The sequence below is a fragment of the Nostoc sp. genome (assembly GCF_036917135.1).
GTDB lineage: Bacteria > Cyanobacteriota > Cyanobacteriia > Cyanobacteriales > Nostocaceae > Nostoc.
Genome location: NZ_JBALEA010000026.1, coordinates 1 through 19,168, shown reverse-complemented (window position 1 = coordinate 19,168; position 19,168 = coordinate 1). Strand labels below are relative to the sequence as shown.

Genomic DNA, 19,168 nt, shown 5'->3' with positions numbered 1-19,168 from the left:
AGGCGTAAGCGTCATCGAGACATTGACGCTTACACCCAACAAATTTGGGCTTTATCTTCTTAAGTTGACACCAATGAGCATTGCTGTGCCCCTACCGCGTGGTCTATTTACCTGAAAATAGCTGTAAGTAATGTAAAAAATATTGACATTAGTTTGTAGTAGTCTGTCAAGTTTAAATTGATGGGTAAGCAAGTTCGTAGTCAGGACTTTAGTACTTAGAAAATAAGGACTAAAGTCCTGACTACAAACCTTGAATTATTCACGCCGCTCTACTTAGTGAAAATTTTATCCTCAATAAGCAACAATTCTTAACTTATAGACTCGATACTGAGTATTTAAATATATCGTGTCTCCCAGTCTAGTTACAGATTTAAAGCGTTAATCACTCCATAACCCCATTTCTCATCAAACGTACCTGCGGGTTTTCCGGGAATTGCACTATTTTTATGTAGCAAGTTTTTCACAGCAGCCGGATCAAGTTGAGGATCTCGCTGCAACAGCAGTGCTACTAAACCACTGACGAAAGGTGTCGCCATACTCGTACCAGCCTGAACCACAAACTTGGAATTAATCATCGATGAACGGTCAAAACTGGCATCGGCGGAAAGTGTGGAAACAATCATGGCTCCTGGTGCTGCGACATCGGGCTTATGTCCATCATTGCGTAGAGGACCTTCACTACTGAATTCCGAAATAGTATGCAATTCTAAGCCCATTTCTCGTACTTGGTTATCAATATCTGTGTACGTGGCTTTAGTAGTATAGGCGGCAACTGTAATCGCACTGCTGGCGGCTCCCGGCGAGCCAATTTTTACCGCATCTTTTACACTTTTACCTGTAAAAAACACTGAGGAACTGTCATCTAGTGTCCACACATCTAAACGTGTGTCAGTTGAAGAAGTGTTGCGGACTCGCAACTGCCAAATACCTCCCATTACTGGCGAGGGTTCAATACCACGTATTTGCACAAGGAAATTATGGTCGCTGTTGGCTTTATCTGGCCCTGGTGTCGCTAATTGCACTCGTGCATCTGGTAACTGGTAATCTTGGGCGGCATTACCGGCAGCAATTATTTTTTGGAAGGGGGTGACAAAACCGTTAGGACTCCGCACAGACACTTCCAATTCGTTGTCTTTGGAATACCAAGCGTTTAACCAAACTATGCCTATTTGATTCAAAGGAACATTAAAGCGGATACCACGAGTACGTCCACTGGGTATCGTCGCTTGTCCATGAATGTTATCGTTTCCTTCATTACCCGCAGCACAGCAAACAATTCTTCCAGGGCCAGTTTCGGCATCAATGACTTTGGATAAGGAGTCGCTACCATCATGGGCATCAGCGTGTCCACCCAAGCTGAGATTTACCACTGCTGGGTGTCCCAACTCTCTCGCAACTCGGAAAATATAACGCACAGCATCAGCAATATGGGCATCTTGTAAATCTGATCTGACGATAACTAATTCCGCTTCTGGTGCGACACCGCCGTAGGTAGCATCAGCACCGGCGGCAATTCCCGCAACGTGGGTACCATGACCACCAGTATCCTGAGAAATTGTTAGTTGCGCTCCCGTCAATTCAGCCCCGTAGCCGCCCTCTGTGACTCCTGGACCCGGCAGTGTTTGATCCCAAATGTGTAAAATTCGTCCAGCAAAGGCGGGGTGTTTTGGATCAATGCCACTATCTATAATGCCGATGATTACTCCTTTACCAGTCAATCCGGTTTGGTTCTTGAACTCCGGCAATTTGACTGTTCCCATTGCACTGTCCATCCTCAAATGAAGTTTGCGTGATGGCTTAATTCGCTGAATCACATCTTCTTGAGATAAGACATCTAAACTATCTATGGGTAAGAAAGCCGTCCGCACACTCCCAAAGTTTTGATTAACTTCAATATTATATTGTGACAGGTAACTTAAGTCTGCATCATGGTCGCAGTAGATAAAAACGACGCTCTTAGTGGGCTTAACTGGGCTTTTGTGGGCAATAATGCCAAGGGATTTCTTGTGTGTAACTAAAGCTTGATCTCCTTCATTTTGATAGTCTTGAAATGCCAAAAGTAGTCCGGGAGAAAGTTTTTCGTGCCTCATTTTTACCTCAAATTTAATTTATTTGCTGAAAGCAAAATAGGAATTTTAACAGCATAAGTCGCTCTACTATCGTAGTTTTTTAGCCTTGATTATTTGATGGCACTACCCGAAGGTTTTAGTGCGTTAGCCTACGGCATAACAGACCCTACCTATATTTCAAAAATCAAATATAGCAATCCTATATCAAACTAAACCATTGTCTGCCTAAATAATCACGAACAAAGTGAATCAGAGAAAATTAAGAATAATTAAGTAATAAATAAAAAAGATAAATTTATCGAAGAATAATTTAGGAGTCAGAATGCAATCAGTGGCGAGTCTATCTTGTTGAACTGTTAAAAACTAAAATAAATTGTAGTCAAAATAGTTAAGACTGATAACATTTGCGTATCAAACAGCAGCAGAAAGGTTAAATCGCTAATGAATACTGACAGATTACAGATTCTCTATCATAAGTAAGAGCCATAAAGAAGCTAAGATTTGCAACGATCGCTTCTGAAGGTACAAAGAGTTATTCATGCAAATTCAAACACCAGACTGGGTAAAACACGCGGTTTTCTACCAAATCTTCCCAGATCGCTTTGCCAGAAGTAAAAAGCCGCGCAAACGGCTATTGCACGAAGCCCGTTGGGAAGATTGGGAAGCTATGCCAACACTTCAAGGTTATAAAGGCGGCGATTTGTGGGGCATCATGGAGCAATTAGACTACATCCAGGATTTGGGGATTAACGCGATTTATTTCACACCCATTTTTCAATCCGCCAGTAATCATCGCTATCATACCCACGATTATTATCAAGTTGACCCGATGTTAGGGGGCAACGAGGCTTTTAAAGAATTGTTGGATGCAGCCCATCAACGGAATATCAAAGTTGTTTTAGATGGGGTGTTTAACCATTCCAGCCGGGGCTTTTTCTTTTTCCACGACGTTTTGGAAAATGGTCCCCATTCACCTTGGGTAAATTGGTTCAAAATTCAAGGCTGGCCTCTGGCACCCTACACTGGTGATTTACCTGCTAACTACGGGGGTTGGGTGGGAAATCGCGCTTTGCCAGAATTTAACCACGACAATCCAGAAGTGCGGGAATACATTATGGAAATTGCCGAATATTGGATAAAATTCGGCATTGATGGTTGGCGATTGGATGTACCATTTGAAATAAAAACTCCTGGTTTTTGGCAGGAATTCCGCGATCGCGTCAAAGCAGTAAATCCCGAAGCTTATATTGTGGGCGAAGTCTGGGGAGATTCCCGCCAGTGGCTAGATGGAACGCAATTTGACGGCGTGATGAACTATTTATTTGCTGGGCCAACAATTGCTTTTGCAGCTGGCGATCGCGTAGTCTTAGAACAAGTCCAAAGCCGCGACTATCAACCCTATCCACCCTTATTTGCCACTGAGTACGCCACCAAAATCCAAGAAGTACTGCAACTTTATCCTTGGGAAATTCAGCTAACTCAACTTAATTTGTTAGCAAGTCACGATACAGCCCGATTGATGACCATTGCAGGCGGCGATATCGCCAGTGTAGAATTGTCAACTCTATTGCTACTTACCTTTCCTGGTGCCCCCAGCATCTACTATGGTGATGAAGTTGGTTTACCTGGTGGTATAGATCCCGACTCACGTCGTGGCTTTCCTTTAGAGAGTAACTGGAATCAAGAAATTTTCAATACTCACCGTCAATTAATTGCCCTACGCCAAAATTACCCAGCCTTGCGTACAGGTGATTACCAAGTCCTCTATGCTCAAGGACAACTTTATATCTTTGCCCGAACTCTGGGGACAGAGGAATTGATAATTGCCGTCAATGCTGGCACAAGTTCGGCAACAGTCAATGCAGATGTGGTCAGTTTGCATACTCAACCCAACAAGCAGTTATATGGCACTGCTGAAGTTGAGTGGAATAGTAAAGAAGAAACTCAGCATCTGTCATTGACTATTCCCGCACGCAGTGGCTGCATTCTGGGGAGTAGGGAGTAGGGAGTAGGGAGTAGGGAGTAGGGAGTAGGGATGAGGGGGATGAGAATAACTAATACCCAGTCCCCAGTCCCCAGCGATGCACTGAGCTTGTCGAAGTGTCCCCAGTCCCCAGTCCCCAATACATTACTTCCCCGCCACCATTGCAGGCATCAACACTGCATCAATAATATGAATCACACCATTGTCTGTCAGAATATCTGTTTTGAGGACATTGGCGTTATTCACATTGAATTTACCGTTGGCAGATTCAATGGCTACAATTGACCCCTCAAGCGTCTCTGCCTCGTTAATCTGTATCAAATCATCAGAGCGAACATCTCCACTAACGATATGATACGCCACAATTTTTCTGAGCTTGGGAATATCTTGTAATAACAAATCTAAAGTTCCCTCTGGCAGATTAGCAAAAGCTTCGTCAGTCGGTGCAAAGAGCGTGAAAGAACCAGGACTTTTCAAAGTTTCGATGAAATCTACAGCTTTAGCAGCCTTTATAAGGGTATTGAAATTACCTGCTGCGATCGCAGTTTCCACAAGGTCAGCCATGAGGGTGCGTTACCTAACACTACAAGTTACTTATAAATGACTAAAATACTTTTAGCTTCTATCAATAGAGAGGTTGCCGCAATTAAACAGACAGCAGCAGACTGATTTAGTGCTGTTACACTGGAGAATGACCCCAAGAACCACTGAATTATGCTAAAGCGTTCTAAGTTCGAGACAACTCAGTCTCAGATTATGCACCGTGCTGAGGATCTGATTAGTGCAGCCTCAAATCGTTACCGGATTACGGTTCAGGTGGCAAATCGTGCTAAACGTCGGCGTTACGAAGACTTTGAAAGTAACGAAGATGCGATCATGAAGCCAGTGCTAAGAGCAATTATCGAAATGTCCGATGAATTGACTCAGCCAGAAATTATCGGCGAACTATAAAAACAGTGCTGAGTCGAGAGTGCTGATGAAGCTAGTGCGTTGCGGAGGTTCCCTCCGTTATAGCAACTGGCGTTGCTGAATGAAAACGCAGTGCGATCGCACTCTCATTTCAAAATATCATTCTATGAAAAAGAAAAAACTTCTACCTAGATCAATCCTCTCACAACTGGGAACTCAGCACTGGCTCAACCTCAGCTATCCGCTAACAAAACTACTGCTTGCCTTAATGGTGGTAGTGGGTGTAATTATTTTCGGTTCAGGGGCGAGCAAATCAATACATCCAAATTTACTTGCTATCCAACCTGTATACGCTCAGAGAATCTCTCCTAGCGATGTTTGGCAGCTAGTGTATCAGCAACTGCCAGATTTCCCACGAGAAAATAAGTATATCAGCAAAGAAGATGGGAAGGTTGCCGAAAACAACACCTTAGCAAATCGCCTAATTAGATATAACATTTATACCAAAGGGCGATCCCCAATTTATCGCTTGGATTGGAAGCTGACTTTAGCTGATTACCTGGGTGTGAATGAAATTATGTATGATACTACCTATCCAGGAAATGATTCACTACGGGAAAATCCGATAGAAGGCGATCGCAAAGCCATCAAGAGTCTCACCCGCAGCCAGCGAGATACCCTAGTGCAAGTCTTAGTCAATATATTTAATCCTACTTCCCAAAATACACCAGCCCCTAACCCCAACACCACACCCATTCCGACTACATCAACTACCCCACAGCCACCCCAACGGGGAGGTGCTGAACTACTGAGGTAACGAGAGAGTGATGAGTTTTGACATCCTCACCGGACTGAAGCCACGGTGATTCTGGAGTAATAAGTAATCAGTAAGAATATTCACTTATTACTTATTACTTATTACTCATTACTTTAAAGCATTGCGTGAAGCACGTAGCTCTAAACCCATTTTTTCGGTAAATCAATAACTCCTAACTTTTTATGGAACGCGTTGTCAAAACCGGATCGGGTTGGCGCATTGGCTGGAACCCTGATACACCTCAGTTTAAAGGTTTAGTCGGTACAGATGATTGGGCAATTGAGTTAACCGAAGCCGAGTTGAATGATTTTTGCCGTCTACTAGCACAGCTAGCAGACACCATGAAGCAACTCGCAACTGAATTAATGGAAGAAGAAAAAATTGCTTGTGAAGCCGAAAGCGATTTATTATGGATGGAAGTGGAAGGCTATCCTCATGATTACAGTCTACGCTTCATCTTGAATACAGGGCGATGTGTAGAAGGTAAATGGGATGCTTCTGCTGTTCCACATTTACTGCAATCTACTGGGATACTTAAGGTTTTTTAAATTTGCCTCTTGATTATCTTCAAGTTTTGATATAGAATATAAATTCTGAGCCGGGGCGTAGCGCAGCTTGGTAGCGTGCCACTTTGGGGTAGTGGAGGTCGTGGGTTCGAATCCCGCCGCTCCGATTGATGATAAGCCATATCTGCTAGTCTTTTCAAAATGACTAGCAGGTTTTTTCATAGTTTGCAATATTTTGTGATTTTTAGATTCTTGCAACGACCTATATTAAAAGCTCTGAAATTTTGAGTAAGGGTAACTGATGCTGGAATATAACTATATGGCTATTTAATTATTCAAATTAGATAAGTTTCAAAACCTAATAAATTATCTCAAACCCACTCGTCAAAGGCTTTCAGTTTGTAATTTCGTGGATCTAGTATCTCGGTTATTTCCTAAAAGATTGTAAAGAGGTCTAGCGAAATAATCACATTTATTATAGCTTAATAGTTATAGAACTATTAATCAGATCGCCCCATTACTCATGGTTAACACTCTACCCAAGCCAGAAATTAAAACCCCCAGCAAAGAAACTGTACTCACCCCCCGGTTTTATACTACAGATTTTGAAACCGCAGCCAACCTGGATTTGTCTGCCCAGGAAACGGAGTTGCAGGCGATGTTGACAGAAATGCGGACAGACTACAACCGCCACCATTTTGTTCGTGATGAAGCCTTTGAGCAGTCTTGGGAACACATTGGCGGTGAAGCTAGGCAGGCGTTTATTGAGTATTTAGAACGCTCTTGCATTTCTGAGTTTTCCGGCTTCTTGCTATTCAAGGAATTATCCCGCAAGCTGAAAAATCGTAGTCCACTGCTAGGGGAAATATTTCAACTGATGGCGCGTGATGAAGCCCGCCACGCCGGATTTCTCAACAAAGCAATGGGCGATTTTAAAGTCTCCCTTGATTTAGGCACTGTTACTAAAACTCGTACTTATACCTTTTTCCCCATTGAGTGGGTACTTTACACAGTTTACCTCTCAGAAAAAATCGGCTACTGGCGCTACATTATTATTTTCAGACATCTAGAAAAGCACCCAGAAAATCAGTTTTATCCCATCTTCCACTACTTTGAAAGTTGGTGTCAGGACGAAAACCGCCACGGAGATATATTCAAGGCGCTTTTACGTTCTCAACCGCAACTATGGAACAACTGGAAAGCTAGGCTGTGGAGTCGTTTTTTCTTGCTATCGGTATTTGCTACCCACACTCTGACAGTTCATGAACGTTCCGGGTTCTACACATCCTTGGGACTTGATGCCACAGAATTTGATGTCCAAGTTGTCCGCAACACTAATGAGACTGCGGGACGGGCTTTTCCTGTAATGTTGAATACTGAACATCCCCAGTTTTTCTCACGTCTGCAACGCTGTGCAGGTTACAACTTGAAAATTGCGGAGATTGAAGGCAGTTCTGGGCTGAAATTGGTGAAGCTGATTCGTAAACTACCTTTAATTGCAGCAATTGTTTGGAATCTGCTGTTAGTTTACCTGATCAAACCTATTGATACTGAAGCTTTGCGGGGAACGGTTTGTTAGAGGATGTTTCAAAAGTGGTTAGCTGTGATTTTAGGCACTTAATGATCCCCCCTAACCCACGCCAGTCGCTCCACTTGGGGAGACCCCAAGACCGCGCTGGCTCCCCTTAAAAAAGGGGGGAACTGGAATCTAAATCCCCCTTAAAAAAGGGGATTTAGGGGGATCTAGAACGTTTTACTACTCACAAAAGGACTTTTCAAACATCCTCTTATATCATGTACGCTTGATTACTTATTAAACCCGAAGAACGGGGAGGGGTGCAATGACTGTGGGAATCATAATTTATACGGACATCTTTTTAGTTATTAGACTATAGAAGTGAAAATTACGTATGCACAATTCATAAATTTTGTCTACCAGGAATTTTGGGTAACGCATATTTAAAAAACTGCTGTTTTGCTCCCAAGAGCTTTTAGGCTTTCAGGCTGCTGTTGCACGCGCTCACTAATGCGATTTATGGCTTCTCAACTTACAATCAAAGCGATCGCTATTCATGCTGATTGTTCATAATTTGATGAAGTCTGTAACCAAATGATCAAAAGGTTTGTCAAGTCGTGTGTTGAGTTTCCTTCTTGGTGGAATATTCGCCAAAGCAGAAAGTCTCTTTTGTTTGCCGTCATGCTTACCTTGAGTGTGGCAGCTACGGTGATGCTATCGTTACCCTTGAAGGCTCAAATTAATCTGCCGCCAACGCCAGCATCGGAGTTAAGGGGAGTATGGTTAACAAATATTGATAGTGATGTGTTATTTGAGCGCGATCGCCTCAAAGGATCTTTGCAACGCCTTGACGAACTCAATTTTAACACCATATATCCGGCAGTGTGGAATTGGGGATATACATTGTATCCTAGCAAAGTTGCCGCCAAAGTTATCGGGCGATCGCTCGATCCCACACCCGGACTACAAGGGCGAGATATCCTCAAAGAAATTGTCGATGTAGGACACCAAAAAGGGTTAACAGTGATTCCCTGGTTTGAATTTGGCTTCATGGCACCAGCAGATTCTCTATTAGCGAAAAATCGTCCCCAATGGCTCACTAGCCGCCGCGATGGGACGCGGATTGTCAAAGATGGGAATGATAATCGCGTTTGGCTAAATCCCTTTCGCCCAGAAGTACAACAGTTCATTCAAGATTTAATTGTTGAAATTGTTAGAAACTACAATATTGATGGCATTCAATTTGATGATCATTTTGGCTTACCATCAGAATTAGGATATGATGCCTATACAGTGGCGCTTTACAAAAAGGAACACCGTGGTAAAGCTCCCTCGAAAAACTCTCAAGATCCAGAATGGGTAAGTTGGAGAGCTAATAAAATCACCGAGTTTATGAAACGGGTATTCAAAACCATCAAAGCTACTAAAAAAGATTGTCTGGTTTCCATTGCTCCTAATCCTCAACGTTTTGCCTACAACTTCTTTTTAGCAGACTGGCAAAAGTGGGAACGGCTAGGAATAATTGAAGACTTAGTTTTGCAGATATATCGTGATGATTTGAATGTTTTTATCAGCGAATTAGAGTATCCAGAACTGAAAGCGGCAAAGAGTCATATTCCTGTGAGTGTGGGCATTTTGGCTGGGTTAAAAAACCGATCTATACCGATGCAGCAGATTCAGACACAAGTGCAAAAAATCCGCGATCGCAACTTCGCTGGAGTCTCTTTCTTTTTCTATGAATCTCTTTGGAATATGAGCAAAGAAAAACCACAAGAGCGTCAAACTGGCTTCCAGAAAATTTTCCCCACACGCGTAGCTTACCCGAATTTATTAGCAGGGTGGAAACCGTTGAGTTAATTTTCCTAGCAATCTGTCGGTGAACTAAAACTATACGCTGTAGTGGCAATTCATGAATTGCCACTACATGAAAATCCTAACTTCCAACTCAGCCCTATCCTATTCCTAAACGCCCAGCCAAGCCGGGAGTTAGGGGTAATAGTGTAGTAATCATCAAGAATAGAGCCAAAAGCCCCAAAGCGGCTCTAGCATCATCAGGTTCAGTGACTTCATTCAAGCTGGGGCGTTCTTGATCGCGTTGCAAGAAGAAAATCACGATCGCCCAGTACATGGCAATCATATTACCGAGAGAGACTACTGCTAGTAAAATTAAAGTTGCGATCGTTGCTCGTCCTGCGGTTTTGCGTCCATAAATCGCCTGAACAATCCGCCCACCATCTAGTTGTCCTGCGGGCATTAAGTTCAAAGCGGTGATAACTAAACCCAACCAACCAATCACCACTAGGGGATGAACACTTACTAAGGGCGACTGCAAAGCCGAACCAAGGACAACTCGCGCCAAACTTCCCACCAAAATCGACCCTTGGAAAAACTGATTGGGTAATTGAAATAAACTACCTGGCCCAGAAAGCAGCAAGCCCGTCACCAACATTAACAAAGAGACAATACCACCTGCGGCTGGTCCTGCCAAGGCAATATCAAATAATACCTTGCGGTTGGGCAACAGAGACTCAAAGCGAGTAATTGCACCAAAAGAGCCAATTTGCACTGCGGGTAGAAAGAAAGGCCAGCTAAGGCGAATTTGGTGGCGCTGGGCAAGTAACCAATGACCAATTTCGTGAGCTACTAAAATCGTAAATATTCCAGCGCCTATGGGCAAAGCTTCTTGAAATCGCCCTGGATTGCCAAAGAAATCAAAATTTAGCAATAAGCCCCCCGCTTCTAGATTTGTGGCAATAGTTGCGATCAACAGAATACCTGCAAAAGCTTTTTGCGATCGCAACATCGGCTTGGGATCATTACGGCTGGGTAAAACGATTACCACTGGTTTCCCGTCTGTATTTTCCACTAAAAACAGGCGATATTGATCGCCAAGGCGTTGCCGTAAACTTGCAGTTAGACGGTTATGAGCCTCTTCTGGTTCTCCCCGCAAATTGCCTTTGAAAATGGCTCCATCTTGGTAAGCGATGGTTTCTGTGGCAAAAAATGTATCGATACCGAAAATACCTTTAATTGCATTCAAGTCATCTTCCGGTATTGGCGGGATCTGTACTTTCAGTTCAGCTACTGCTGATTGGGTGGAATTTGCTTCAAGTGACGAAGCAGCAGCGAGTCTATCTGTGGCGCGTTGCTTGAGGATAGCATCTTGTCCAGATGCGCGTAACTGTCTGCCCAAGAAGACGTACAAGCCGGCGGAAGTCACCACTAAGAACAATATACCCGCTATATTAATGTAAATCCCTGCGGCAAACAATCCAAAAAACAGGAGCCAGGGAGTCATCAACACCACCGACTGTAACCAGGCTAAGATTCCCAGCTTACCAAAAGGTCTGGCGCGATAAAAGCCCCAGCCCAAAATGCCTAAAGCTACCAGTAGGATTGCCGCCAGGATAGAAGTTTCTGATAAAGTAAACATCTCCAAACCTTTGCTATTGAGACTGAGCCAGAACAAGTCCGGTATTGCGGATACACTATTAATTTATAACGTCGCCTGTCTTCTGCCCAAATTATCCGCCTTGGCGTTGGCTAGGAAAAACCGCAGGTATTGTACTTTTGGTAGATAATTAATCTAGGTCTGCTTCAGTTTCCTCGTCTGCGATCGCACTAGATCAGGACTTACGCACAGGTAATGGAAAATTGAACCGCAGAGGACGCAGAGGGCACGGAGAAATAAGAGTTTCAGAGCAAGTCCGCTAGGTTTAAACTCGTCTCGTAGCGCTGGCAACTCTGTTAAAGTAACGTTAACTGCCTCAAATTAATATTTAAATATTTTTCTTGCACTTTTAGGAGGAGTTAACCAAGCTATAAAGGTACTGTCCAACAGCAAGGTATTTTTTACATTAACGTTTATGTATTAATATACTAAAAACAGAAAGATGTAGTTTTTAGTTTTGATTACTTTGAAAACATTAAGATTTTTTCCTAATGCTATCACTTAAATGGTGTGAATGTTCTTGTGAAGATGATTCTCTTAAACTAATTTCGCGTCAGCAAAAGGCTAAATTTTTGCAGATTGGAGTATATGTACTGGCGTGTTTTTTGGTTACAGAGTGGAGTGTAGGTTTGTGGAGTAGAAGTTTATCCTTACAAGCCGATGCCGGACATATTCTTGCGGATGTAGTAGCTTTATTGATATCGCTACTTGCTACTGTTTTGGCACAACAACCTGCTAAAAATCAGGCCACATTTGGCAACCAGCGTTTAGAAGTGCTTGCAGCCTTAATTAATGGACTTAGTTTAATAGCGATCGCAAGTTTTATAATCTGGGAAGCTATTAATCGTTGGCAAAATCCAGAACCAATTTTGGGTTTACCAATGTTATTGATTGCTGTTTTGGGTTTAATCATAAATATATTCAGCATTAAATTACTTCATCCCCACACCCATAACGATTTAAATCTACAAGGAGTATTTTTACACGTAATTGCTGATACTGTAAGTTCTCTAAGTGTAATTATTGCTGCCTTATTAGTTCATATTTGCCACTGGTTTTGGGCGGATTCTGTTATTAGTTTGGTAGTTGCTGTTTTTATTGGTTTAAGCGCTTTACCTTTAGTGAAAGAAAGCCTTAACATATTTTTGGAGTATGCGCCAGAATCTATTGATCCAGCTCAAGTAGATATTTATATCAAATCTTTTCCAAATGTGTTGCAAGTAGAGAAACTACATATTTGGAAAATTAGTTCAAATAGTGTGATGCTCTGCGCTAATTTAACCGTGGAATGTGCAACTATTGATGAGCGCGATCGCCTGTTAAAAAAATTGCAAATTCATCTGCAAAAAACTTTTGGGATTACAGACATAACTTTGCAACTCAGTAGCTATAAATCTCTCCCAGAAGCTTCTATTAATCCATTACTAAATCAGGATTTAGCCTTAATGGTGTCTGCCAATAAATCCCGCTCAAACCTTTAGCCACTCATAATTTTGAATTTGGCTCAGAGGTAGTAATAGTCCACCACATCAACAATTCTTGCTGAATAAGTTCGTAGTAAGGACTTTAGTCCTTGGCTTGGCGGACTACTAGATTGAGCAGTGGAGTGAAAATTCTCTTGTTCGCCCCTCTCCTCGCAGGCTAGGGTGTACACACAAGTCTTATAACCTAGCCCCACAACGTTTTGATCCCCCCTAACCCCCTTAAAAAAGGGGGGAAAGAATCAAAGTCCCCACTTTTTTAAGGGGGATTTATGGGGATCAAGCCACATTTTGCACTTAACACAAAGATGTGTGTACACCGTAGCTCCTCGCAGGATAGAAAAAATTTGGTGTTGCTAAGGGACTTCCAAATAAAAAAATATCCAACTATTTCTTGGAAATCTCTAAATTCAAAATATGAATCATGCGATCGCTTCAATTTCTATTCTGCAACCCCACTATATACGCATTCTTTGGGCAAGTAGCAAATGCCGCTAAATACTAAGTCTGCTTGAAGATATAGGATTTATTAGAAGATTGAGCCACTCCCCGTTTTGAAAACGGGGGATTCAGGCATCAGACAGAGATTGCAGTCTGGGACTGTCTAATATCTCCTACGCCTAGAGTCGAACTCCCGACTCTTTTAATATTCAAGCTGGCATTTTCATCTCGGTCATTAACAGAAAGACATGACGGACAACGCCAAGGTCTAATTGATAAATCCAAAGATTCTAAAACATGACCACAGCAAGAACAGGTTTTGCTTGAAGGATACCAAGGGTCAATGTAGACTACCTGCTTCCCTTTTTTTAATGCAACCCATTCAAGAATCTCTAAGAATTCCCTAAATGCTAGGTCGCCTATTTTTCGTCCCCAAAGACGCTGCATTCCCTTGAGATTTAATGTCTCAAAACACAACACATCAAACTTAGCCGTTAAGGATAAAGCTAGTTTTCAAAACCAATCACGTCTACGGTTTGCGACATCTTCATGCTTACGAACAAGGTTTTTTCGTGCGCGTTCTCGCGTTGTTGAACTCTTCTGTTTCTTAAAATGCTGGCGACTCGCTATCTTTATATCGTTTAGGGATTGTTTAAGAAATAGTGGCGACTCAATATTAAACCCTTCAGAGCAGGTGAGAAATGTCTTCAGTCCAAAATCAAATCCCGCTATTTTACCAGTCGTGAATTTGACTTCTGGCTCATTGACACTATCAACGACAATAACCATAAACAACTCACCTAGCGGTGTGCGTTTAATGGTCAAAGTCTTAACTTTTCCTTCTATCTGTCTGGAGTTCCAGTATTGATAAACTTTCTGCCCAATTTTAACTCGATTGCCACCTATAAACTTATATCCGGCTTGCTTTAAGGTGAATGATTTATATTTTTTGACTTTCTTAAACCCCGGTGGTCTGACTCCCTTCTTACAAAGTTCTGCGCCCGGAAACCGGGACGCACAGACTTTGCGCTTTTTATTGTGTTTAAAGAACAACTGATAGGCTTTCTCAATGCGTTGACATATATCTTGTACCGCTTGAGAGCCTAATGATTGCCAGAACTCAAAACGATTCCGCAATTTGGCAATATGAGCCTGGAGTTTGGCACAATTCAAGTGTTTTCCCCACATTCGATAATAACGTCTGTGGAGAGCAATACAGTGATTATAAATTACCCCAGCAGCATTGATTGACCGCTTGAGGAATCTATTTCGCTTGTGTTGGTACAACTTGAACTTTAGTGTTTTCATGATTTTATAGTACCATCATTAATGTAGACAATCAATACTCATCTACATGAAATCTGTATATAATCATTACAATCACTGTCTAGGATTAGCAACAGTTCACTTGGTTTGGATACCATGTAGACGCAGGAGGGTATTTGCCAATAAAGAAGATTTGAAACTTCGTTGTATTCAAATATTCCAGTCCGTCGCTAACGATAATAAGTGGGTGATTAAAGCTTTAGAAATTGCGCCAGATCATATACATTTATTAGTAGAGTATGACCCGCATCACTCAATCGCTCAAGTCGTGAAAGCATTTAAAGGACGTTCTTCAAGGTTTTTGAGAAAGGAGTTTCCAGAATTATTAAAACTTCCTAGTCTGTGGACACACTCTTATATGTTTGACACAACTGGGAAAATTAGTACTCAAAGAGTTTTGGAGTACATCAATGATCCTCATCATGGCTGAATGAATTCAGCCGTTCGCTTATATCCCCCGGTTTCCAACCGGGGGATATAAGCATCACACTCGTAAAATTTTAGGAGTAAACCTCTGTCTTTACAAGCTATCACCGTTCCCACAGCCACTTCTCAACCCCCCGCAGGCTTAATTGTCACTTTGCATGGTTGGGGTGCTAACGCTGAAGATGTAGCATCTTTGTTACCCTTGATCAATTTACCTGATTACCAGTTTGTATTGCCAAATGCACCTTATCCTTATGCCTATTCCCCGATCGGGAAGGCATGGTATGACCTGCGGGTGGAAAATATGTATGAAGGGTTGCCAGAAAGTCGGCAACTGCTAACAGATTTTTTGAAATCCTTAGAAAGTACTACTGGCGTACCTTTGTCACGCACCATTCTAAGTGGATTTTCTCAAGGCGGAGCAATGACTTTAGATGTCGGCTCAAAATTACCCCTAGCAGGTTTAGTTGTCATGAATGGGTATTTACATCCTGATGCACTAACAGCAGCTAAAAGCGGGATTCCGCCGACTTTAATCACCCACGGGAAATATGATGAAGTTGTGCCCCTGCAAGCTGCTTTGAAGGCGCGAGAAACTCTAAAGTCTCTAGGAGTGGCGGTGGAATACCACGAATTTGACATGGGGCATGAAATCAATCCACAAACGTTAAAAGTGTTACGGAATTTCGTTGTCAATACAATTGGCTAGTCAGCATTACGAATTTTTTATAAATTCTGGTACAAATTCTGACAATTTTCACAAAATTAATGGCATCTAATGAGTAATATATATTGGGTGGCTGCATTTGGCGCAACTTAACCCATGCTGAAGGCGATGTGCTGCATAAGGGAGGGGCAAGCATTATGACAACTCTAAGCATTTCCCAAAAAGAAATTGCTGCCATGAGTGCGGCAGAAGTAGAAGAACTAGCTACACGTCTGGAACTGGATAATTATAGCAATGCTTTTGAGGGTTTAAATGATTGGCATCTATTGCGAGCGATCGCATTTCAGCGTCCAGAGTTAGTTGAACCCTATATCTACCTCTTAGACTTGGAACCCTACGATGAAGCGTAGTTAGGAGTTAGGAGTTAGGAGTTAGGAGTTAGGAGTTAGGAGTTGGAAATTAATATTCGTAACTACTTGCTCTTAAATTACTACTTACTCCTAACTTTTTACCATGACTAATCCAAAATTGAACCGGGTTTTAATTGGTGTAGGTGGCGGTATCGCCGCCTACAAAATTTGTAATCTGGTTTCGACGCTGTTTAAAACTGGGGTGGAAGTCCGAGTCATCCTCACCCCTTCGGCGCAAAAATTTATTACGCCTCTGACTTTAGCCACCCTATCTCGTCATCGGGCTTACACAGATGATGATTTTTGGCAACCAACTCACTCTCGTCCGTTGCACATTGAGTTGGGTGAATGGGCAGATGTCATGGTAGTTGCCCCCTTAACAGCTAATACATTAGCCAAGTTAGCCTACGGAATGGCGGATAATTTACTCACAAATACCGTGCTGGCTTCTACTTGTCCTGTACTGTTAGCACCCGCAATGAATACAGATATGTGGGAACAGCAATCGGTACAACGCAATTGGCAACAGCTATTAATAGATAGCCGATATCATGGAATGGGCACAGCATCGGGTTTATTAGCGTGCGATCGCATCGGTGCTGGTAGATTAGCAGAACCTCCAGAAATTTTGGCTGACATCCAATCGTTATTACACACTCAAGGCAAACGAGATTTATCAGGTAAACGAGTGTTAATTAGCGCTGGAGGAACACGAGAGTTTCTTGACCCAGTGAGGTTTATTGGTAATCCTTCCACAGGTAAAATGGGATTAGCTTTAGCGCAAGCGGCACTTCATAGAGGGGCAAACGTCACCTTGGTATATTGCCCAGCTAATTGGGATGTACCATTGGGAGTGCAAGGAATTCCCGTTGTTAGTGCCGAGCAAATGCATCACGTCATGGTGGAATCTTTACCCAACGCTGATATCATTGTGATGTCAGCAGCCGTGGCAGATGTGAAGCCGCGAGATTATAGTACAGAGAAATTGCCCAAGCGATCGCTCCCCCAAGCTTTACCCCTGGAACCAGTACCGGATATAGTAGCCCAGTTAGCACAACATAAACAGCCGCATCAAATATTAATTGGTTTTGCAGCACAAAGTGGTGATATTGTCAAGCCAGCATTAGAAAAATTACAGAGTAAGAAATTGGATATCATTGTTGCCAATCCCATCGATCAACCTGATAGTGGTTTTGGGAGTGATAATAATCAAGCAATATTTTTAGATAGCCGAGGAAATCAGGTAGAAATTGCACCTTGTTCTAAATTAGAAATGGCGCATCAGTTATTTGATTTTCTTTCCATAGTCTGAAACAGATGAGAGAATTAGCAACCGAATCACCATCTACCTGGCGTTTCATCCCAATGCTTCAGACATCAGGAGGAGTGCAAATGGCGATCGATGCTTGGTTGTTCAACCAATATGAAAAGGGACAGCACCCACCTACCCTGCGGTTTTATACCTGGTATCCTTATGCGCTCTCCTTGGGACATCTGCAAAAACAATGGCCTGCCGAGTGGCATAATCTGATTTACCAGGGACAGGCACTCGATCTAGTTCGTCGTCCAACGGGAGGTAGAGCTGTTCTCCACCAAGGAAACTTAACCTACGCTCTGATTACCTCAGCTAGTACTGGAAGAAGTTGGGGTACTTATGAAAAAATCTGTAACTTTTTGATCCAAGGCTGGCAAACCTTGGGTATTGAGTTAAATTATGGTTCTGCCGAACGAGGTTACATTCATAATCCCAGTTGCTTCAACACAGCAACAGCAGCTGACTTAGTTACTGCCGATGGAAGTAAATTTATTGGCAGTGCCCAACGCAAAGGAAAAAATACCATTCTTCAACACGGCTCAATGATTTTGTCTACAGACAAAGGTTTATTTCAGGAAATCTTTGAACAATCGGCTCCGTGGAATACCTCATTTTGCAACACACAGGAAGAGGATAGCTGGATTGTCAAGATTGTGGATACACTGACAGAGACGGCAAAACAGTACTTTGGCATAGAACTAGTTACCCAACCATTTACCGATGTCGAATGGCAAGATATCCTCAAATTGCGATCGCTGTATGAAGTGCATTAACGTAGCTCACCGTAGGTATCGCCTATTCTAAAACTTGAGATGATGTAGTAAATACGTAGAATGCCAAAGTTTTTTTAAGTAAAATCGCTGTACAGCATATTTTACAGTGTGAGAAACTGCTAGGTGGCAAACATATGCAGGGAAAGCTGATCAGCAAGGTAGTTAACTTACTGTTCAAGGAATTGTGTAAAATGACTTCCGTAAGGTGATGGGATTAACCCCTCATATAAATGAAGGGTTTTTAAATCTCTCAAAGTTTCAGTTACCCTGAACTTAAATCTAAATTAGAAGTCTATAATACAGAGCTATGCTCAATGGTTCGCCAATATGTCGATCTTGTTTTAGAGATTAAATGGGATGTGCTATTTATATTCCTCATAACTACTGCTTAAGATACAAGAGCTTCTCGCAGGTAGAGGATATGGGATGCAGTTCAATCTAGAATTCAAAATTGGTAATAAACCTATTTGAAATTCCTGTTTACTTTTATGTCGGCAAAGTTGAAATTCTTTTTGATTGTGATATTAAGTGTCTTTGCAACTGCTGGTGCTGGAGTTTATATTATCCAGCGCCAGCCATCTGCACCGATTGTTGAGACTACTGATGGGCAAACCCAGCAGGTGCTAGCAATACATCAGTCTCAAGAGGTTGTGGCATACCCAGAGCGTTCCGATTATAAAACTATACCTTTAGAAAAGCTTAACTCATCTCTCCAAGGTAGCGATCCTGCTACCCTTGCCCTGAATGCTTTTGAGGACATAGGAGTGGGAGGAACGCGAAAGGTAGAGGTAGCTTATCCGCAACGAAATCAGTCCTTTGTGACCATTACGCAAATCAAGCGGGGTAATGATTCAGTTGGTACTGTTAGATATCGAGTTGAGATGACCACCTTTGGGCGATCGCTTTTTATTAGCTCTCCTCCAGTGTGGCAAATTGTTTGGGCTGGAGTGAGGAATTAGTTAGGAGTGAGAAGTTAGTTAGGAGTTAGGAGTTAGGAGTTAGGAGTTAGGAGTTAGGAGTTAGGAGTTAGGAGTTAGGAGTTAGGAGTTAGGAGTTAGGAGTTAGGAGTTAGGAGTT

At 42.3% G+C, this 19,168-nt stretch carries 16 protein-coding genes, 1 tRNA gene and 1 pseudogene; 14 read left to right on the top strand and 4 right to left on the bottom strand.

Translation table 11 applies throughout. The features are described from left to right. Nucleotides 1-362 precede the first annotated feature (362 nt). Nucleotides 363-2,090, bottom strand: coding sequence for a S8 family serine peptidase (locus tag V7K50_RS07575; protein ID WP_334958704.1), 1,728 nt, complete (start codon nucleotides 2,088-2,090; stop codon nucleotides 363-365). A gap of 517 nt (nucleotides 2,091-2,607) precedes the next feature. Here V7K50_RS07575 and V7K50_RS07570 point away from each other — a divergent pair. Beyond that, entirely contained in the window at nucleotides 2,608-4,074 is a 1,467-nt protein-coding gene (locus V7K50_RS07570) for a glycoside hydrolase family 13 protein (protein ID WP_334958703.1), read from the top strand. 123 nt (nucleotides 4,075-4,197) lie between these two features. Here the strand turns inward: V7K50_RS07570 and V7K50_RS07565 are convergent, their stop codons facing one another. Then, a complete protein-coding gene (locus V7K50_RS07565; protein ID WP_334958702.1) occupies nucleotides 4,198-4,617 on the bottom strand; it encodes a fasciclin domain-containing protein in 420 nt (139 codons plus the stop codon). 150 nt (nucleotides 4,618-4,767) lie between these two features. Here V7K50_RS07565 and V7K50_RS07560 point away from each other — a divergent pair, with 150 nt between their 5' ends. From V7K50_RS07560 to V7K50_RS07535, 6 genes are all read left to right on the top strand, one after another. Then, complete coding sequence (locus V7K50_RS07560; protein ID WP_179064685.1) at nucleotides 4,768-5,004, top strand: DNA-directed RNA polymerase subunit omega; 237 nt, start codon at nucleotides 4,768-4,770, stop codon at nucleotides 5,002-5,004. Nucleotides 5,005-5,230: 226 nt separating this feature from the next. Next, nucleotides 5,231-5,779, top strand: a complete 549-nt coding sequence (locus V7K50_RS07555; protein ID WP_334958707.1) for a hypothetical protein — start codon at nucleotides 5,231-5,233, stop codon at nucleotides 5,777-5,779. A 182-nt stretch (nucleotides 5,780-5,961) separates the two neighbouring features. After that, entirely contained in the window at nucleotides 5,962-6,327 is a 366-nt protein-coding gene (locus V7K50_RS07550; RefSeq protein ID WP_334958700.1) for a DUF1818 family protein, read from the top strand. Nucleotides 6,328-6,378: 51 nt separating this feature from the next. Then, nucleotides 6,379-6,452 (top strand) — tRNA-Pro (locus V7K50_RS07545). 356 nt (nucleotides 6,453-6,808) lie between these two features. Continuing rightward, complete coding sequence (gene acsF, locus V7K50_RS07540; protein WP_334958698.1) at nucleotides 6,809-7,864, top strand: magnesium-protoporphyrin IX monomethyl ester (oxidative) cyclase; 1,056 nt, start codon at nucleotides 6,809-6,811, stop codon at nucleotides 7,862-7,864. A gap of 531 nt (nucleotides 7,865-8,395) precedes the next feature. Continuing rightward, nucleotides 8,396-9,658 carry a glycoside hydrolase family 10 protein gene (locus V7K50_RS07535; protein WP_334958696.1) on the top strand — a complete coding sequence of 421 codons (1,263 nt, stop codon included), beginning with the start codon at nucleotides 8,396-8,398 and terminating at the stop codon, nucleotides 9,656-9,658. Between the two features lie 94 nt (nucleotides 9,659-9,752). Here the strand turns inward: V7K50_RS07535 and V7K50_RS07530 are convergent, their stop codons facing one another. Further along, complete coding sequence (locus V7K50_RS07530; protein WP_334958694.1) at nucleotides 9,753-11,234, bottom strand: site-2 protease family protein; 1,482 nt, start codon at nucleotides 11,232-11,234, stop codon at nucleotides 9,753-9,755. A gap of 509 nt (nucleotides 11,235-11,743) precedes the next feature. On the opposite strand from V7K50_RS07530, the gene V7K50_RS07525 reads away from it, so the two are divergent. Beyond that, nucleotides 11,744-12,733, top strand: a complete 990-nt coding sequence (locus V7K50_RS07525; RefSeq protein WP_334958692.1) for a cation diffusion facilitator family transporter — start codon at nucleotides 11,744-11,746, stop codon at nucleotides 12,731-12,733. A gap of 576 nt (nucleotides 12,734-13,309) precedes the next feature. Here the strand turns inward: V7K50_RS07525 and V7K50_RS07520 are convergent. Then, nucleotides 13,310-14,482: pseudogene (locus V7K50_RS07520) on the bottom strand (RNA-guided endonuclease InsQ/TnpB family protein). 46 nt (nucleotides 14,483-14,528) lie between these two features. On the opposite strand from V7K50_RS07520, the gene tnpA reads away from it, so the two are divergent. The 6 genes from tnpA to V7K50_RS07490 all read left to right on the top strand — a co-directional run bounded on the left by tnpA (nucleotide 14,529) and on the right by V7K50_RS07490 (nucleotide 19,050). After that, nucleotides 14,529-14,930, top strand: a complete 402-nt coding sequence (gene tnpA, locus V7K50_RS07515; protein WP_334958690.1) for an IS200/IS605 family transposase — start codon at nucleotides 14,529-14,531, stop codon at nucleotides 14,928-14,930. A 99-nt stretch (nucleotides 14,931-15,029) separates the two neighbouring features. Beyond that, entirely contained in the window at nucleotides 15,030-15,635 is a 606-nt protein-coding gene (locus V7K50_RS07510) for an alpha/beta hydrolase (protein ID WP_442944560.1), read from the top strand. 155 nt (nucleotides 15,636-15,790) lie between these two features. Continuing rightward, nucleotides 15,791-16,003: a protein IsiD gene (isiD, locus tag V7K50_RS07505; protein ID WP_179064795.1), complete on the top strand. Its 213-nt coding sequence runs from the start codon at nucleotides 15,791-15,793 to the stop codon at nucleotides 16,001-16,003. 103 nt (nucleotides 16,004-16,106) lie between these two features. Beyond that, nucleotides 16,107-17,315 (top strand): bifunctional phosphopantothenoylcysteine decarboxylase/phosphopantothenate--cysteine ligase CoaBC, encoded by a 1,209-nt coding sequence (gene coaBC / locus V7K50_RS07500; RefSeq protein ID WP_334958688.1) that lies wholly within the window; start codon nucleotides 16,107-16,109, stop codon nucleotides 17,313-17,315. 5 nt (nucleotides 17,316-17,320) lie between these two features. Then, the gene (locus V7K50_RS07495; protein ID WP_334958686.1) at nucleotides 17,321-18,091 is read left to right on the top strand and encodes a lipoate--protein ligase family protein; all 771 of its coding nucleotides are present in this window, start codon (nucleotides 17,321-17,323) and stop codon (nucleotides 18,089-18,091) included. A 488-nt stretch (nucleotides 18,092-18,579) separates the two neighbouring features. After that, complete coding sequence (locus V7K50_RS07490; RefSeq protein ID WP_334958684.1) at nucleotides 18,580-19,050, top strand: hypothetical protein; 471 nt, start codon at nucleotides 18,580-18,582, stop codon at nucleotides 19,048-19,050. Nucleotides 19,051-19,168: the final 118 nt, after the last annotated feature.

Coding starts and splice junctions, on each gene's coding strand:
- V7K50_RS07575 (WP_334958704.1), bottom strand. CDS start 2,090: ATGAGGCACGAAAAACTTTCTCCCGGACTACTTTTGGCATTTCAAGAC.
- V7K50_RS07570 (WP_334958703.1), top strand. CDS start 2,608: ATGCAAATTCAAACACCAGACTGGGTAAAACACGCGGTTTTCTACCAA.
- V7K50_RS07565 (WP_334958702.1), bottom strand. CDS start 4,617: ATGGCTGACCTTGTGGAAACTGCGATCGCAGCAGGTAATTTCAATACC.
- V7K50_RS07560 (WP_179064685.1), top strand. CDS start 4,768: ATGCTAAAGCGTTCTAAGTTCGAGACAACTCAGTCTCAGATTATGCAC.
- V7K50_RS07555 (WP_334958707.1), top strand. CDS start 5,231: ATGGTGGTAGTGGGTGTAATTATTTTCGGTTCAGGGGCGAGCAAATCA.
- V7K50_RS07550 (WP_334958700.1), top strand. CDS start 5,962: ATGGAACGCGTTGTCAAAACCGGATCGGGTTGGCGCATTGGCTGGAAC.
- acsF (WP_334958698.1), top strand. CDS start 6,809: ATGGTTAACACTCTACCCAAGCCAGAAATTAAAACCCCCAGCAAAGAA.
- V7K50_RS07535 (WP_334958696.1), top strand. CDS start 8,396: ATGATCAAAAGGTTTGTCAAGTCGTGTGTTGAGTTTCCTTCTTGGTGG.
- V7K50_RS07530 (WP_334958694.1), bottom strand. CDS start 11,234: ATGTTTACTTTATCAGAAACTTCTATCCTGGCGGCAATCCTACTGGTA.
- V7K50_RS07525 (WP_334958692.1), top strand. CDS start 11,744: ATGCTATCACTTAAATGGTGTGAATGTTCTTGTGAAGATGATTCTCTT.
- tnpA (WP_334958690.1), top strand. CDS start 14,529: ATGAAATCTGTATATAATCATTACAATCACTGTCTAGGATTAGCAACA.
- isiD (WP_179064795.1), top strand. CDS start 15,791: ATGACAACTCTAAGCATTTCCCAAAAAGAAATTGCTGCCATGAGTGCG.
- coaBC (WP_334958688.1), top strand. CDS start 16,107: ATGACTAATCCAAAATTGAACCGGGTTTTAATTGGTGTAGGTGGCGGT.
- V7K50_RS07495 (WP_334958686.1), top strand. CDS start 17,321: ATGAGAGAATTAGCAACCGAATCACCATCTACCTGGCGTTTCATCCCA.
- V7K50_RS07490 (WP_334958684.1), top strand. CDS start 18,580: ATGTCGGCAAAGTTGAAATTCTTTTTGATTGTGATATTAAGTGTCTTT.